At 64.6% G+C, this 15,073-nt stretch carries 17 protein-coding genes; 9 read left to right on the top strand and 8 right to left on the bottom strand.

Features of this window, described 5'->3' with window-relative positions; all coding sequences use genetic code 11:
- Positions 1-2: 2 nt before the first annotated feature.
- The 3 genes from pepN to ACSBOX_RS09445 all read left to right on the top strand — a co-directional run bounded on the left by pepN (position 3) and on the right by ACSBOX_RS09445 (position 3,780).
- Positions 3-2,642 (top strand): aminopeptidase N, encoded by a 2,640-nt coding sequence (pepN, locus tag ACSBOX_RS09455; protein ID WP_442545760.1) that lies wholly within the window; start codon positions 3-5, stop codon positions 2,640-2,642.
- 117 nt (positions 2,643-2,759) lie between these two features.
- Positions 2,760-3,164: a hypothetical protein gene (locus ACSBOX_RS09450; protein WP_442545759.1), complete on the top strand. Its 405-nt coding sequence runs from the start codon at positions 2,760-2,762 to the stop codon at positions 3,162-3,164.
- On the top strand, positions 3,151-3,780 hold the full coding sequence (locus ACSBOX_RS09445; RefSeq protein WP_442545758.1) for a hypothetical protein: 630 nt from the start codon (positions 3,151-3,153) through the stop codon (positions 3,778-3,780). Before ACSBOX_RS09450 ends, ACSBOX_RS09445 begins: the two co-directional genes overlap by 14 nt.
- A 68-nt stretch (positions 3,781-3,848) precedes the next feature.
- Here the strand turns inward: ACSBOX_RS09445 and ACSBOX_RS09440 are convergent, their stop codons facing one another.
- The 5 genes from ACSBOX_RS09440 to ACSBOX_RS09420 all read right to left on the bottom strand — a co-directional run bounded on the left by ACSBOX_RS09440 (position 3,849) and on the right by ACSBOX_RS09420 (position 7,829).
- Positions 3,849-4,946 carry a lipoate--protein ligase family protein gene (locus tag ACSBOX_RS09440; protein ID WP_442545757.1) on the bottom strand — a complete coding sequence of 366 codons (1,098 nt, stop codon included), beginning with the start codon at positions 4,944-4,946 and terminating at the stop codon, positions 3,849-3,851.
- A gap of 81 nt (positions 4,947-5,027) precedes the next feature.
- Complete coding sequence (locus ACSBOX_RS09435) at positions 5,028-5,285, bottom strand: type B 50S ribosomal protein L31 (protein ID WP_009358283.1); 258 nt, start codon at positions 5,283-5,285, stop codon at positions 5,028-5,030.
- A 137-nt stretch (positions 5,286-5,422) separates the two neighbouring features.
- Positions 5,423-6,232, bottom strand: coding sequence for a TrmH family RNA methyltransferase (locus ACSBOX_RS09430; RefSeq protein WP_442545756.1), 810 nt, complete (start codon positions 6,230-6,232; stop codon positions 5,423-5,425).
- A gap of 6 nt (positions 6,233-6,238) precedes the next feature.
- A complete protein-coding gene (locus tag ACSBOX_RS09425; RefSeq protein WP_442545755.1) occupies positions 6,239-7,024 on the bottom strand; it encodes a sulfite exporter TauE/SafE family protein in 786 nt (261 codons plus the stop codon).
- 19 nt (positions 7,025-7,043) lie between these two features.
- Positions 7,044-7,829, bottom strand: a complete 786-nt coding sequence (locus ACSBOX_RS09420; protein WP_059389255.1) for an ABC transporter ATP-binding protein — start codon at positions 7,827-7,829, stop codon at positions 7,044-7,046.
- A gap of 125 nt (positions 7,830-7,954) precedes the next feature.
- Here ACSBOX_RS09420 and serB point away from each other — a divergent pair, with 125 nt between their 5' ends.
- A complete protein-coding gene (gene serB, locus ACSBOX_RS09415) occupies positions 7,955-8,848 on the top strand; it encodes a phosphoserine phosphatase SerB (RefSeq protein WP_442545754.1) in 894 nt (297 codons plus the stop codon).
- A gap of 84 nt (positions 8,849-8,932) precedes the next feature.
- Here the strand turns inward: serB and ACSBOX_RS09410 are convergent, their stop codons facing one another.
- Positions 8,933-9,682 (bottom strand): SDR family oxidoreductase, encoded by a 750-nt coding sequence (locus ACSBOX_RS09410; RefSeq protein WP_442545753.1) that lies wholly within the window; start codon positions 9,680-9,682, stop codon positions 8,933-8,935.
- 88 nt (positions 9,683-9,770) lie between these two features.
- Positions 9,771-10,496 carry a beta-ketoacyl-ACP reductase gene (locus tag ACSBOX_RS09405; RefSeq protein WP_442545752.1) on the bottom strand — a complete coding sequence of 242 codons (726 nt, stop codon included), beginning with the start codon at positions 10,494-10,496 and terminating at the stop codon, positions 9,771-9,773.
- Between the two features lie 153 nt (positions 10,497-10,649).
- On the opposite strand from ACSBOX_RS09405, the gene ACSBOX_RS09400 reads away from it, so the two are divergent.
- From ACSBOX_RS09400 to ACSBOX_RS09380, 5 genes are read left to right on the top strand one after another with little or no spacing between them, the layout of a single operon-like run.
- Positions 10,650-11,162, top strand: a complete 513-nt coding sequence (locus ACSBOX_RS09400) for a DUF3099 domain-containing protein (RefSeq protein ID WP_442545751.1) — start codon at positions 10,650-10,652, stop codon at positions 11,160-11,162.
- Positions 11,159-11,437 carry a hypothetical protein gene (locus ACSBOX_RS09395; protein ID WP_442545750.1) on the top strand — a complete coding sequence of 93 codons (279 nt, stop codon included), beginning with the start codon at positions 11,159-11,161 and terminating at the stop codon, positions 11,435-11,437. Before ACSBOX_RS09400 ends, ACSBOX_RS09395 begins: the two co-directional genes overlap by 4 nt.
- Complete coding sequence (locus ACSBOX_RS09390; protein WP_442545749.1) at positions 11,438-12,295, top strand: SURF1 family cytochrome oxidase biogenesis protein; 858 nt, start codon at positions 11,438-11,440, stop codon at positions 12,293-12,295. It abuts the gene before it with no gap.
- Positions 12,279-12,764, top strand: coding sequence for a YbaK/EbsC family protein (locus tag ACSBOX_RS09385; protein ID WP_442545748.1), 486 nt, complete (start codon positions 12,279-12,281; stop codon positions 12,762-12,764). The genes ACSBOX_RS09390 and ACSBOX_RS09385 overlap by 17 nt, the downstream gene beginning before the upstream one ends.
- Before the next feature lie 39 nt (positions 12,765-12,803).
- Positions 12,804-13,247 carry an SRPBCC domain-containing protein gene (locus tag ACSBOX_RS09380; protein WP_442545747.1) on the top strand — a complete coding sequence of 148 codons (444 nt, stop codon included), beginning with the start codon at positions 12,804-12,806 and terminating at the stop codon, positions 13,245-13,247.
- Positions 13,248-13,292: 45 nt separating this feature from the next.
- Here the strand turns inward: ACSBOX_RS09380 and abc-f are convergent, their stop codons facing one another.
- Positions 13,293-14,891: a ribosomal protection-like ABC-F family protein gene (abc-f, locus tag ACSBOX_RS09375; RefSeq protein WP_442545746.1), complete on the bottom strand. Its 1,599-nt coding sequence runs from the start codon at positions 14,889-14,891 to the stop codon at positions 13,293-13,295.
- Positions 14,892-15,073: the final 182 nt, after the last annotated feature.

Raw genomic sequence — 15,073 nt, 5'->3', positions numbered from 1 at the left:
GGGTGTCGAATCACAACTTGGCGCGCGCCGAAGCCGCCACCCGTTCAGCCCTGATCAGCACCCACAGCTACGATGTCTCCCTTGACGTCCGCGAAGCCGCCGATGCCGGCGTGCCGGGGTACACGAGCCGCAGCGTCATCAACTTCTCCGCGGAGCCTGGCTCCTCCACGTTCCTGGATTTCATCCACGGCGGCGTGCACAGCGTCTTCCTCAACGGAAAAGGACTCGACGTCGCCGAAGTGGTGGACGGCGACAGGATCCACCTCAACAATCTCCAGGCCGAAAACCAGGTCACAGTCACCGGAACCGCCCTGTACAGCCGATCAGGCGAGGGCATGCACCGCTTTGTCGACCCCGCCGACGGGCAGTGCTACCTCTACACGCAATACGAACCGGCGGATGCCCGCCGCGTGTTCGCGAATTTCGAACAGCCGGACCTGAAGGCCGAATTCACCTTCCACGTCATGGCACCCTCCGCCTGGCAGGTGGCCTCCAACGGCGCCGAGGTCTCCCGGACGCAATTGACCAGCGATCCGGCCACGAGCCGCTGGGACTTCGCCACCACCAAGCGGATGTCCACCTACATCACCACCGTCCTCGCCGGTCCGTACTTCCGCGCCGAGGACCACTGGAGCACGACGCTCGACGACGGGACGAACCTTGAGGTTCCGCTGGCGCTCTATTGCCGCGCGTCCATGCAAGAGTCCTTCGATGCCGCCGAGGTTTTCCGGCTGACGAAGAACGGCTTGGACTTCTTCAACGATCTCTTCGACTACCCGTACCCGTGGGGCAAGTACGATCAGGCGTTCGTGCCCGAGTACAACCTTGGCGCGATGGAAAATCCCGGACTCGTCACCTTCACGGAGAAGTACGTCTTCACCTCTCGCGCCACCGATGCCCAGTACCAGGCCCGCGCCAACACCCTCATGCACGAGATGGCCCACATGTGGTTCGGCGACCTCGTGACCATGACCTGGTGGGACGATCTCTGGCTCAAGGAATCCTTCGCCGACTACATGGGCACACTCGGCGTGGACAAGGCGACGGACTGGGACAGCGCCTGGGTGAATTTCGCGAACAAGCGCAAATCGTGGGCCTACCTGCAGGACCAGTTGCCCACAACCCACCCGATCGTCGCGGACATTCCCGACCTGGAAGCCGCCAAGCAGAACTTCGACGGCATTACCTATGCCAAGGGCGCGTCCGTGCTCAAGCAATTGGTGGCCTACGTCGGCTTCGAGGCATTCATTGCCGGCTCGCGGCGCTATTTCAAAGATCACGAGTACGGCAACACCTCGCTGGGCGACCTCCTCGAAGCCCTGGGCGCGGCATCGGGCCGGGACCTTGGAACCTGGGCCCGCCAATGGCTGCAGACCTCGGGCATCTCCACCATCGCGGCGGAGATCTCGGGGAGCGGCGATGCCATGGCGGCTGTCACCCTGCGGCAGGACTCCGTGGATCCCGTCACGGGCAAGCAGGAACACCGGCCGCATAGGCTCAGGATCGGTCTTTACAACTTTGACGACGGCGGCCGGTTGATCCCCACGGAGGGCATCGAGCTCGACCTCGAAGGTGCCGACACCACGGTAGGGGCACTCGCAGGCACGCCGCGCCCGGCCCTCCTCCTCGTCAACGACGAGGACCTCAGCTATGCCAAAGTCCGCCTGGATGCGGAGTCCGAGGCAACGGTACGTTCCTCCTTGGACCGCCTCAGCGACCCCATGGCCCGGGCCTTGTGCTGGACTGCCTTGTGGGATTCAGCGCGCGACGCCGTCACTCCGGCGGCGCTGTACGTCACCGCCGTCGAGCGCTTCGCCCCAGCCGAACCGGGAATCGGCGTCCTCCTCAACGTCCTGGGCAACGCCGTTACCGCCGTCGAGCGCTACGTCCCTGCTCCGCAGCGCGATGAGGTCCGGGAGGGCCTGATGGCGGCCAGCGCGATGCAGTTGCGGAGCTCCGAGCCGGGTTCGGACCAGCAACTCGCGTGGGCAAGGACCCTGGCCCAGTTGTCGCGCCATGCCGGCGCCTACGTCGAGTTCTTCCGCGGCATTCTCTCCGGCAGCGTGACAGTGGACGGGCTGACGGTGGATGCGGATCTCCGATGGAGCCTGTGGCAGGCGTTGGCAGCCAACGGAGCGGCCACGCTATCGGAACTGGATGCCGAGCTCGCCGTGGACCACACCGCATCAGGACGCGAAGGCCATGCCCTGGCAGCAGCTTCCCGTCCCGATGCCGACGTGAAGGCGGCCGCCTGGAAGGCCGCAGTCAACGACACAGGGCTCTCCAACGAAATTCTGAGCGCGACAATCGCAGGGTTCTCCCTTGCCCCCTCGGGGCTCCTGGACGGCTTCACGGAACAGTACTTCGACTGTCTGGAGGATGTTTGGCAGTCCCGGAGCATCGAGATCGCAAGCCGGATCGTGCGGGGCCTGTTCCCGGCATCCCAGGACCTGCGGGACGGCATGGCTCCGGCAGATCATCCGGTGCTTCGGCGCACGGACGAGTGGCTGAGCGCGCACACGGCCGCTCCGGGCGCGCTCCGGCGCATCATCATCGAGCAGCGAAGCCATTTGTTCCGCGCCCTGACGGCCCAGGCCGCCGGTGCTTCGCTGCAGGACGGTGTAGCGCCGCAGCAGGGCTGATGCGGGAGCCGGCGATCCGGCGTTGACAAGCCGGTCTTTGAACCAAGGGGATCGCCGGCACCGTCTTTAGGGGCAAAGCCCGGCGCTCCGCATGGGCCTTTCTTGAGGACGGTCACCATGAAGATTCCTCGCCCCGTGCTCGCCGTCGCGGCGCTGGGCACCAGCCTATTGCTCGGAGGATGCTTCGGCGGACAACCCGCCACTCCGGCACCTGCAAGCCCGCCGGCGAGCACAACGCCCGCCCCAAGCCCGCCGTCACCTTCGCTGGACACCATCGCCCCGACGCCCTCAACGCCATCGCCGAGCCCGACGACGACGCCGGCGCCTCCGCCAGCGGCTGTTCCGCCCGCCGTCGTTCCGCCACCCCCGGCGCCGCCTGCCGTTGTTCCGCCGCCCGCCGTCGTTCCGCCTCCGGCACCGGCACCATCACACATGGTTCCGCCGCCCCCGCTGCACCCCAATGGAGGCGACCGCGACGGCGACGACCACGGCGGACCGGACGACGGCGATGGAAACCGGTAGCGCACCGGCCCGGCACAGAGTAGTGCTGTTCGCGGTGCTCTCCTTGGGCACGGCTGCGATCCTGGCCGTTTCAGCTTGCAGTTCCGCCGTTCAAAGCCCTGGGACCCGCGTCGGGCAGCCCGCCGAAGCGCCGTTCGCATGGTTTAACGCGGCACCGGCCCCGGCAGGATGGAAAACCATGGAGCTTCCGGACGGCACCGGAGTCCTTTCCATCCCTCCCGATGCGGCTCCTGCGGAAAGCGACCCCGGCAGCCTCTCCGCAACAGCCACATCGTCAACGGGCGATTTGCGGATCTACCTCAACGCGACTCCCCGGCAGGGCAGCGAGTCGCTGGACAATTGGATCGCCTTCAGGCTCGACCATCTGGCGGACGAGAATTCCTCGCCACCCACGAAGATCGCTGACCGCAATGGAATGGCTTTCCTTGGCGGCACGGGTTCCTGCGTGGAGGACAGCTACGTGACCCATGTCGGCAACAACCGTTACCGTGAGATCGCTTGCCTCGTCGCGGGCAACAAGGGCAGCAGCGTCCTCATCGTGGCTGCGTCGGCCGATTCATGGCCGCTCTATGGTCCGGTCCTGGAACGGGCAGTGGATGCGTACCGGGCGGAGTAACTAGCGAAAACCTGCGGCTAAGGGACAACGGCAGTTAAGGAAGGCCCGCAGTCAAGGGACACCCGCATTTAAGGAACACGGTGCAGCCATTCTTCGGTTCCGAACTTTGACTGCACGCGTTCCCGGGCGGTTGCCAATTCGACGTCGGTGATGCGGGACTCCGTGGCGCCGTAGCGCTCGGTGAAAACCTCTTGCATGGCTTTGATGATGTCAGTCCGCGCCAGGCCGGTTTGCCGGCGGAGTGGATCCACGCGCTTCTTCGCACTGCGGGTGCCCTTGTCGGATAGCTTTTCCTTGCCGATGCGCAAGACGTCCACCATCTTGTCGGCGTCGATGTCATAGCTCATGGTGACGTGGTGCAGCATGCCGCCGTTGGCGAGGCGCTTTTGCGCGGCGCCGCCGATCTTGCCTTGCTCGGTGGCGATGTCATTGAGCGGGACGTAGAACGCCGTAATGCCCAGTTTTTCCAAAGCGGCCATGACCCACGCATCCAGGAACGCGTAGGAATCGGCAAAGCTGATGCCATCCACCAGGCTTTGTGGCACATAAAGCGAATACGTGATGCAGTTTCCGGCTTCCATGAACATGGCTCCCCCGCCGCTGATGCGGCGGACCACCGTGATGCCGTGGCGCGCGACGCCGTCGGGATCCACCTCGTTGCGGAAAGACTGGAAGCTGCCGATCACCACTGACGGCTCTTCCCAGTCCCAGAAGCGCAAGGTGGGGTTGCGGAGTCCGGCCCCGACCTGTTCGGTGAGGACCTCGTCCAACGCGACGTTGAGGTGCGTGGGAAGGACCGACGGCGCGATGACCTCCCATTGGTGGTCCGCCCACCCGCTGGCCTTGGACAGCGCCCTGCGGACAGCGACGGCGACCGCGTCGGCGGAGAAGCCGAACAGGACTGAGCCTGCGGGCAACGCGGCGGTAACGGCAGCGGAAATCTCGGCCGGCGTCGAACTTTCCGGGAGGCCCGTGAGTGCCCGGTTGATGTCCAGAAGGGCCTCGTCCGGTTCCAGGAAGAAGTCCCCGCTGAGCGAGACGTGCTCGAACCGCCCGTCCACGACGTCGAGGTCGACCACCACGAGCTTGCCGCCGGGGACCTTGTATTCGCCATGGAGCCGGGGTTCGCCATGTTGGAATGCCATGCTGGAAGTCATGGTTTCCATCCTGCCGGAAAATGCAAAAGCCCGCAGCCACCGAAGATCCGGCGGGTGCGGGCTTTCACAGAAGCTTGGAGGTGAAGTTGATTACTTCTTGCCGCCGAAGCCCTTGAAGCGAGCGTTGAAGCGCTCGACGCGGCCTGCAGAGTCCATGATGCGCTGCTTGCCCGTGTAGAACGGGTGGGACTCCGAGGAGATTTCGACGTCGATGACCGGGTAGGTGTTGCCGTCTTCCCACTCGATGGTCTTGGAAGAAGACACGGTGGACTTGGTCAGGAACTTGACGCCGGAAGCCAGGTCGTTGAAAACAACAGCTTCGTACTTCGGGTGGATATCAGACTTCATAATGGGACCTTTTGTTCACGCAGCTGGATTTTGCCAGCTGCCAGGTATGAATGGATGCGGTCCTCGCACTGGAAACAGATTCCGCGTGCCGGGCCAACAATCAATCATAGCGGAAGCGGCGGGGCCATACGAACCGGTCAACCGCGCGGCCGCAGCTCCCAGAAGGCCACGGCCGAGGCGGCAGCGACGTTGAGCGAGTCGACGCCGGCACGCATGGGAATCTTTACCGCGAGGTCGACGGCGGCAAGCGTCTCCGGACTCATGCCCGCGCCCTCCGTGCCGAGGACGAGGGCGAGCTTTCCGGGGTTCCCCGCGGCGAGCTCGTCGAGGTCCACTGCATCGTCTGTCAGTTCCATGGCGGCGACGGTGAAGCCCTGTTCCTTGAGCCGTTCAAGATCACCCGGCCAGGACTCCAGCCGCGCCCACGGAACCTGGAACACGGTGCCCATGCTTACCCGGACGCTGCGGCGGTACAGGGGATCTCCGCAGCGCGGGGACACGAGCACGGCGTCCACCCCGAGCGCGGCCGCGGAACGGAAGATGGCGCCGACGTTCGTGTGGTCGACGACGTCCTCGAGGACCGCCACGCGGTGCGCCCCGGCCAGTAGTTCCTCAAGCGGCACGGGCGCCGGCCGGTGCATGGCCGCCATGGCACCGCGGTGCAGGTGGAATCCCGTGATTTCCTCAAGCAGGGAAGCCTTGCCGATGTAGACCGGGACCTCGGGGAACTGTTGGAAAACGTCGTCGAGGTCTTTCAGCCACTTGTCCGCCAGGAAGAAGGAGCGCGGCTGATGGCCCGCGGCGAGGGCGCGTCGGAGGACCCTGGACGACTCGGCGATGTACATGCCCTCAGCGGGCTCGCGGAGCTTGCGGAGGTGGACATCGGTCAGTTGCGTGTAGTCGGCAACGCGCGGGTCGTCGGCAGACTCAAGGTGGTGGAAAGTCACAGGTTCCTATTTCAGCAGGTTGGCGATCATGAAGCCCAGTGCCACGATGCCCAGCGCGAAGATCACGATGCGCAGCACAAAGGGCTTCAAGCGCCGCCCCACTTTGGAGCCCACCAGCCCGCCGATCAATGAACTGACAGCGATCACTGCCACCACCGGCCATTCGATCCGGCCAAAGGCAAACAGGAGGTAGGAGCAGGCTGCCACCACGTTGACGGCCAACACGAGGATGTTCTTCATGGCGTTGGCGTTCTGGATGGTGCCCGTCATGAAGACACCCAGGATGCCCACGAGCAGGATGCCCTGGGCGGCGACGAAGTAGCCGCCATAGACACCGGCGAGGTACACCAACACCACGAGGATCACGGTGTGGCGCTTGTCGTGGATGGCGTGCTCCGGGTTGCCGGCCCGGTCCTGGACCCACCGTTGGAGTTTGGGCTGGAAGAGCACCATGAGCAGCGCGACGACGATCAGGATGGGTGCGGCGTAGTAGAAGACCTTCTCCGGGAGGTGCAGCAGCAGCCAGGCACCCGTGATCCCGCCAAGCAGCGACGCCGGCAAGAGGCGCAGCAATTGCCTGCCCCTGCCCTGGAGTTCGTGGCGGTAGCCCCAGGCTCCTGTCACGTTGCCTGCAACGAGCCCCATGGCGTTGCTGATGGTCGCCGTGACGGGTGCGTAGTCGAGGGCGATGAGGACCGGGAAGGTCACGAGCGTGCCGGATCCGACCACGCTGTTGATCGTTCCGGCCCACAAGCCCGCGAAAAAGACCAGGATGCCGCTAAGGATCTCCACTGATTCTCGCTGCCCCGGCCTAGCGGCGGGCGGTGGCCGTATAGCGGCCGGAGTTCTCGGTCACGTCCAGGGGCAGGCCGAAGGTGTTGCTGAGGTGTTCCGCTGTCAGGACTTCCTCGATGGGTCCAGCGGCAACTACCCCGCCGTCGCGAAGCAGCATGGCGTGGGTGAATCCCGGAGGAACTTCTTCAAGGTGATGGGTCACGAGGACCATGGCGGGAGCGTCCTCGTCGCGGGCGAGCTCGCCGAGCTTGTGGACGAGCTCTTCGCGTCCGCCAAGGTCCAGGCCCGCGGCCGGCTCGTCGAGCAAGAGCAGCTCAGGATCGGTCATGAGGGCCCTGGCGATCTGAACCCGCTTGCGCTCACCCTCGGAAAGCGAAGAGAAGGAGCGGTTCAACAGCGGGCCCATGCCCCACTCGTTGAGAAGGCCGAAGGCGCGGCGCTCGTCGTCGCGCTCGTACCCCTCGCGCCAGCGGCCGGTCACGCCGTAAGCGGCGGTGACCACAACGTTCAGCACGTTCTCCTGCTCCGGGATCTGGGTGGCCAGGGCCGCGGAGGAAAGGCCGATGCGCGGACGGAGCTCGAAGACATCCACGCGGCCCAGCGTCTCGTCAAGGATCCCGGCTTTCCCGCTCGTGGGGTGCATCCGGGCGGCAGCGATCTGGAGAAGAGTGGTCTTGCCGGCACCGTTGGGACCGAGGATGACCCAGCGTTCGCCTTCATTGACCTGCCAGTCAACCTTGTCCAGCAGGGTCTTGGTACCTCGGACAACGCTGACGGAAGCCAATTCAAGAACATCACTCATAGGAGTAGACACTAGGACAAAAATAGGGGCGATAGATAACTGGAACTTCGGTCACATGGTTTGCGAGACGACGTGGATGAAACACGAGTTCGGGCGGCGGTTCGCCGCTCGCTAAGATTGCAGCCATGAGTTCGAACTTGACCGCCGTCAGCTATGGCGTGAATCTGTCCCTTTCGGAGCTTGATCACCTGCGCAAGGTGCTGTCCGGTTCGGGGGCTTCCTTCACGTCGGAGTCGCAATCCGGGGACGAGCGCTTCGGGGTCTACACCATGGGCCTGGCCGTTGACGGGGCTACTGTCGCCGACTTGTCAGGCATCCGGCACAGGGTCGCTGAGGCCGCGGCACCGGGCATGGACACCGCGATCGTCACCGACGCACTGCGTGACGCTTCGCGCAAGCTGCTGATCATGGATGTGGACTCCACCCTGATCCAGCAGGAAGTGATCGAACTGCTTGCCGCACACGCCGGCAAACGCGAGGAAGTATCGGCCGTCACGGAGGCCGCGATGCGCGGCGAACTGGACTTCGCGCAAAGCCTCCACGCCCGGGTGGCGGTCCTCGCAGGCCTGCCGTCCGCCGTCGTCGACGCCGTCCGTGCCGAGGTTCGCCTGAGCGAGGGTGCCGCGGAACTCGTGGCCGCTTTCAAGGCCGCCGGCCATGCGGTGGCGGTGGTGTCCGGTGGCTTCAACCAGATCCTGCGGCCCATCGCGGAGGAACTCGGCCTGGACTACTGGATCGCAAATGAACTTGAAATCGTTGACGGCTTCCTGACAGGCAAGGTCCTTGGCGACGTGATCGACCGCGCGGCCAAGGAGAAGTACCTTCGCGAGTGGGCTGCTGCCGAGGGAATCGACCTGGAGCACACCATCGCGGTGGGCGACGGCGCGAATGACCTGGACATGCTGGGCGCCGCGGGCATCGGTGTGGCGTTCAACGCCAAGCCAGCCGTTCGGGCGGTAGCCGATGCCGCCATCAACATGCCCTACTTGGACGCGGTCCGCCATATCGCCGGCGTTTAGGCGGGAATCACGCACCACGAAGAAGCGGCCCGGACTGTGCCATTCAGACAGTCCCGGGCCGCTTTTTCATGCGCTCAAAGGTGATCAGGCGCTCTTGCCGAAATAGTCAGCGCCGCCGACGTATTCAGTGTGGCCGCTCTCGACGTCGGCCGTGGCCATCTTCGCCACCTCAGCGGCGAATTCCTCCACCGAGTACAGCTTGCCGGCCTCGGCCCGGCGGGCCTCGATGGCGCCCGGGTTGGAGCGGTCCAGCAAGGTGGCAGTCACAGTGCCTTCGATCATGTCGCCGGAAACCACCACGAGCGAGATGCCCTTGTCGGCGAGGTTCGGGAGGAGGCCGCGCAATGCGTCCTCACCCGCGCGCTTGCTGCGGGCGACGGGCTCGTACTCGGGCATCGTGGGAACGGTCTCGACGAAGTGCGCCTGGTGGCTCGTGACGAACACCACACGGGAACCCTCCGGCATCAGCGGAACAGCGGCGTTGAGCATGTTGATCTGGGCGTCGCGGTTCAGCTTGAGGGCGTAGTCCTCTTCCATGCCGGATTCCATGCCGCCGGAAGCGTTGAGCACGAGGACGTTCAGCGAACCGAATTCCTCCATGGCCGCGCTGGCCAGCGCCTGGACGCCTTCCTGGGTGGTCAGGTCCGCGCCGACGGCGACAGCACGGCCACCGGCCGCTTGGATCTCGCCTACTACCTTGTTGGCCCGGGGGGCCTTCTGGCGGTAGTTGACGACGACGGCAGCGCCCTCGCCGGCCAGGATCTTGGCTACTTCAGCGCCGATGCCGCGCGAAGAACCGGTGACGATCGCCGTCTTGTTGTCCAGCAGTCCCATTCGTGCTCCTTTATTCAAAACGTCCAACTTGTTCAAAACATCCGGGTTCCATAAGTCCCGAGTCAATCATGCCAGCGGGAACCCTGACCTAGTGCCCCATGCCCAGGCCGCCATCCACGGGGATGACAGCACCGGAGATGTATGCGGCTTCATCGCTGGCGATCCACCGGACCACGTTTGCGACCTCGGATGCCTCGGCGAATCGGCCGGCCGGGACACTCGCCAAATAGGCCTTCTGGGTGTCTTCGGGAAGCTCCGCGGTCATGTCCGTGTTGATGAATCCCGGTGCCACCACGTTCGCGGTGATCCCCCGGCTGCCAAGTTCCCGGGTGAGGGAACGGGCGATGCCCACCATGCCCGCCTTCGAGGCCGAGTAATTGATCTGTCCCGGGGCACCGTAGAGACCCGACACGGAAGAGATCAATACAACTCGTCCCTTGCGCAAACGGATCATTCCCTTCGAGGCACGCTTGATGACCCGGAAAGCGCCGGTGAGGTTGGTGTCGATGACGGACGTGAAATCGTCCTCGCTCATGCGCAAGAGAAGCGTGTCCTTGGTGATTCCGGCGTTGGCTACCAAAACCTCGACGGGTCCGTGGGCCGCCTCGACTTCCTTGAACGCGGCATCGAGGGAGGCCTCGTCGGTCACATCGGCCTTCACGCCGAGGATGCCCTCGGGAAGGGGCGTTTCGCTGCGGTAGGTCACGGCAACCTTGTCTCCGTTGGCGAGGAATGCCTCTGCGATAGCCAGGCCGATGCCGCGGTTTCCGCCCGTGATAAGGACACTGCGGGCGCTTGATACTGCTTCAGACATGCTGCTCTCCAGGGTTCCGCGGCAGCAATATGCCGCTTGAAAGTGGGTGATTTCCTGCATCGATCTTAGCCGCCGGGAGACCTTGGCCGCGGGTAGCTGCGCCCGGCGCGGTTTGGGAGGCCCGTTCCGGGGTGAGAGAATTGAGGGGAGCCGTTGGAGCGTGATGAATCAGCCGTGACAAGAGATAGCAGTCCCCTGCAGGCGCCAGGGGATCCGGACGCCGTATCGGGTGACCCCGAGGTGCACAGCATTACCGACGCCGCTGCCGCCCACTCGGACGACATGCGCGAACGGATGATCAAGTACGCCGTCGCGATGGGTATCCGCTTGGTGTGCCTCATCCTCATTTTCGTGGTCGACGGCTGGTTCAAGATCATCGCCGTTGCCGGTGCCGTGTTCCTGCCCTGGATTGCCGTGGTGATCGCCAATGGCAGCGACAAAGCCGAAGTCCACAGCGACGCCCTGTTGGACTACGTCCCGGCCGTGGAGCTGGAAGCGTCGCCTGAAGAAGGGGAACCGCCCGCGGCGCCCGTCACCGTTTTGCAGGGCGAACTCATCGACGACGACGCTGCCGGCGAGGACGCTGCCAGCCCGGAACCCGATGACTTCACCGGCGGCGCAAAACGCAAGTATCCGTTCAGCGGGGAAGAACAGGCGGCTTCATGAACATCTTCACTTTGGGCGGGCTGGGGCCGGAGAATGAACAGCAGGCCGGCCTCGATGGCTCGCCTGCGGCTGTGTGTTCGCGCAAGGCATGCCGCGCGGAGGCCACATGGCAGCTCCTGTGGAACAATCCCCGTATCCATACTCCCGAGCGCCGCAAGGTGTGGTTGTCCTGCGATGAGCACCGGGAATGGTTGGAGGACTACTTGCAGACCCGAGGCCTGTGGAAAGAGACAGTCCCTTTCGACAAGACCACTGACACAGGCGAGGCCCGCTGAATGTATCGTTTTCTTTTTTCCAGCAAGTGGCTGGGCTACTTCGTCCTGGCCCTGATCTTTGCCACCGGCTGCGTTTTGCTGGGCCGCTGGCAGATGGACCGCAGGGCAGAGACCTTGGCGGAAATCAATCGAGTGGTCAACAACTACTCGGCCACTCCCCTCCCCTTTTCGGCTGCCAAGGCACAGTTCCAATCATTGGACCCTGAACGGGAATGGGCACAGGTGGAACTCCATGGGAGCTATGACGTTTCGGGCCAACGCGTTGTCCGCAACCGTCCCCTCAACGGCCAGCCCGGATACGAGGTAGTGGTCCCGCTCCGCTTGTCGAGCGGCGACGCCGTGGTGGTCGACCGCGGTTGGCTGCCCATCGGAAACAAGACTCCCGGCCACCCGGACAGCATCCCGGCCCCGCCGGCGGGCGACGTCACCGTCGTCGTACGTTTGCAGGCTTCGGAAGCCGACCTGGGCCGCGGCGCGGTGGATGGCCAGTTGCAGTCGATCGATCTTCCTGCCTACGCCACGGAACTTCACTACCCCATCTTGACCGGCGCCTACGGGCAGTTGGCCTCGGAATCGCCCGCTGCCCAGGTGATGCCCGCGCCGTTCGCCAAACCGGCCACGGACGAGGGCACCCACCTCTCCTACTCCCTGCAATGGTTCGCCTTCGGCGTCCTGATGTTCGTCGGTTTCGGCTACGCGGCGAGGCAACAGGCGCGGAACGCGCTGATCGACGCCCAGGACGAGGAAGAGGAAGAACTCAGCGCGATGCCTCGTCGCAAGGCACCCGCACCGCGGAAATCGAAGCGGCCGACGGCCGAAGAAGAGGAAGACGCGATCCTGGATGCACAAGGGTACTGAACCGGCTCCGGCCCCCGTCCTGAATGTGAAGTCGGCGCTGACCGCGGCCGGCGCACAAGACACGGTGCGGACTTTCGACGACGAAGTCCCCACCGCGGCCGCGGCAGCGTCCCTGCTGGGTTGCGATGTTGCGGCCATCGCCAACAGCCTGGTCTTCGAACTTGACGGTGCACCCCTGCTGATCCTCGCGAGCGGGGCCGCGAAGGTGGACACCGCCCTCGTGGCAGCCTCCTTGGGAACAGCCAGGATCCGCCGTGCCAGCCCGGACTTCGTGCTGGAGCACACCGGCCAAGCCGTGGGCGGCGTGGCTCCCGTTGGACACCCACAGCCCATACGAACGATCCTCGACATCTCGCTCCAGGAGCACCCGCTGCTCTGGGCAGGCGCGGGTGACCATAACTCGATGTTCTCCATCAGCTACATCGAACTCCAACGGATTACGGCCGCCCAGCCCCTGAGGGTCCGCTAAGGCGTTGATCCGGGCCGCCCTGCGGCTAGGCTGGTGAGCATGGCTGAATACACCTACGTCACGTACATCGAAGGAACCCCGGACCAGATTTGGACGGCACTGACGGATGCAGCCCAAAGCGCTGAGTACTGGGGCCATGCCAATGTTTCGGACTGGAAGGCAGGTTCACGCTGGGAACACCAGCGCACGGATGGCTCGGGAACTGCCGACGTCGTAGGAACCATCCTCGAAGCGACGCCGCCGGCGCGCCTCGTGAACACGTGGGAGGATCCCTCGGTTCCGGAGGTGGTGAAGCCCGATGTGGCCACCTTCACCATCGAGGCACATGACGGTATTGCCCGGCTCACCGTCCATCACAGGAACATCGCCGACGACGAACAGCTCGCCATTGCCGGCCGCGGCTGGTCGGCGGTCCTGTCCAATCTGAAAAGCTACATTGAACTAGGCCGTCCGCTTGCATCTGTCCCGTGGGAAATGCCATAGCACCGTGGGAAATGCCCTGATCGGGTAGGTCCCTGACCCGCTCCCCTAAGCGAGGGTGATGAGGTCCAGGTAGTCTTCGTTCCAGTGGTCCTCGACACCGTCCGGAAGCAAGACGACGCGTTCCGGGTTCAGCGCCGCCACGGCGCCTTCATCGTGGCTGACGAGGACGACGGCGCCGGAATAGTTCCGCAGTGCGCCGAGGATCTCGGCGCGGCTGGCGGGGTCCAGGTTGTTGGTGGGCTCGTCCAGGAGCAGCACGTTGGCGCTCGAGGCCACGATCGTGGCGAGGGCCAGTCGCGTCTTCTCACCACCGGAAAGCACGCCGGCCGGCTTGTCGACGTCGTCGCCCGAGAACAGGAAGGAACCGAGGATCCCGCGGACCTCCGCGTCCTTCATGTCAGGAGCCGATGAACGCATGTTCTCCAGGACGGTGCGATCGTGGTCCAGGGTTTCGTGTTCCTGGGCGTAGTAGCCCACTTTGAGCCCGTGGCCCGGGACGATGTCGCCGGTGTCCGGCTTGTCCACCCCGGCGAGCATCCGCAGGAGGGTGGTCTTGCCTGCACCGTTGAGGCCCAGAATGACCACCTTTGAGCCGCGGTCGATGGCCAGGTCCACGTCGGTGAAGATTTCCAGGGAGCCGTAGGACTTGCTCAGGCCTTCCGCGGTGAGCGGAGTCTTGCCGCACGGTGCTGGATCCGGGAAGCGCAAGGCTGCCACGCGGTCATTCTCGCGGACTGCTTCCAGGCCCCCGAGCAGCCGCTCTGCACGCTTTGCCATGTTTTGCGCCGCGACGGCCTTGGTGGCCTTGGCACGCATCTTGTTGGCCTGGTCCATGAGGACCTGGGCCTTCTTTTCGGCATTGGCGCGTTCGCGCTTGCGGGCGCGCTCGTCGGTTTCACGCTGTTGCAGGTAGCGCTTCCAACCCATGTTGTAGAAGTCGATCTGCGCCCGGTTGGCGTCCAGGTGGTAAACCTTGTTGACCGTGGCTTCGAGGAGCTCCACGTCGTGGCTGATCACAATCAGCCCGCCCTGGTGGCTCTTGAGGAAATCGCGGAGCCAGGTGATGGAGTCTGCGTCGAGGTGGTTGGTGGGTTCGTCCAGGAGGAGGGTTTCGGCGTCCGAGTAGAGGATCCGGGCCAGCTCCACGCGGCGGCGCTGGCCGCCGGACAGGGTCTTGAGCGGCTGGTTCAGGAGCCGCTCGGGAAGAGCCAGGTTGGAGGAAATAGCAGCGGCTTCGGCCTCGGCCGCATAACCGCCTCCTGCGAGGAACTCGGCTTCGAGACGGTCGTAGCGGTTCATGGCTTTGCGCTGGACGGTGGCGTCTTCGCTGGACATGTCCGTTTGCGCCTGCTTCAGCTTGCCCACCACGACGTCGAGGCCGCGGGCGGAAAGGATGCGGTCGCGCGCCAGTTGTTCCATGTCCGGGGTCCGCGGATCCTGTGGCAAGTAGCCGATTTCACCGCTGCGTGCGACTTTGCCGGCCGCGGGCAGTCCCTCGCCGGCAAGGACGCGGGTGAGGGTCGTTTTGCCCGCACCGTTCCGGCCCACCAAACCGATTTTGTCCCCCTTGTCCACGCGGAAGCTCACCTGGTCCATGAGCAGGCGGGCGCCGGCGCGCAGTTCGAGTTCCTGGACAGTAATCAATTCGGGGGATGCCTTTCAATGGGGAACACCCGCAGCACCGGAGGTCACGGCGCGGCTGAAGTGGAGGGGCCGAACAAACGGCCTTTACGATTCTACCGCCCACGAGGTCCCACACTCGCCAGCGACGAGGGCGGGCGCGGACGATCCCGGAATAGTAAGTACCCTTGCTACTATTTTCGGCG

Origin of the sequence: Arthrobacter sp. KN11-1C (genome assembly GCF_052180225.1) — a bacterium.
Lineage (GTDB): Bacteria > Actinomycetota > Actinomycetes > Actinomycetales > Micrococcaceae > Arthrobacter.
The sequence above is the reverse complement of the archived record's forward strand: the minus strand, read 5'-3'. Positions and strand labels throughout refer to the sequence as shown.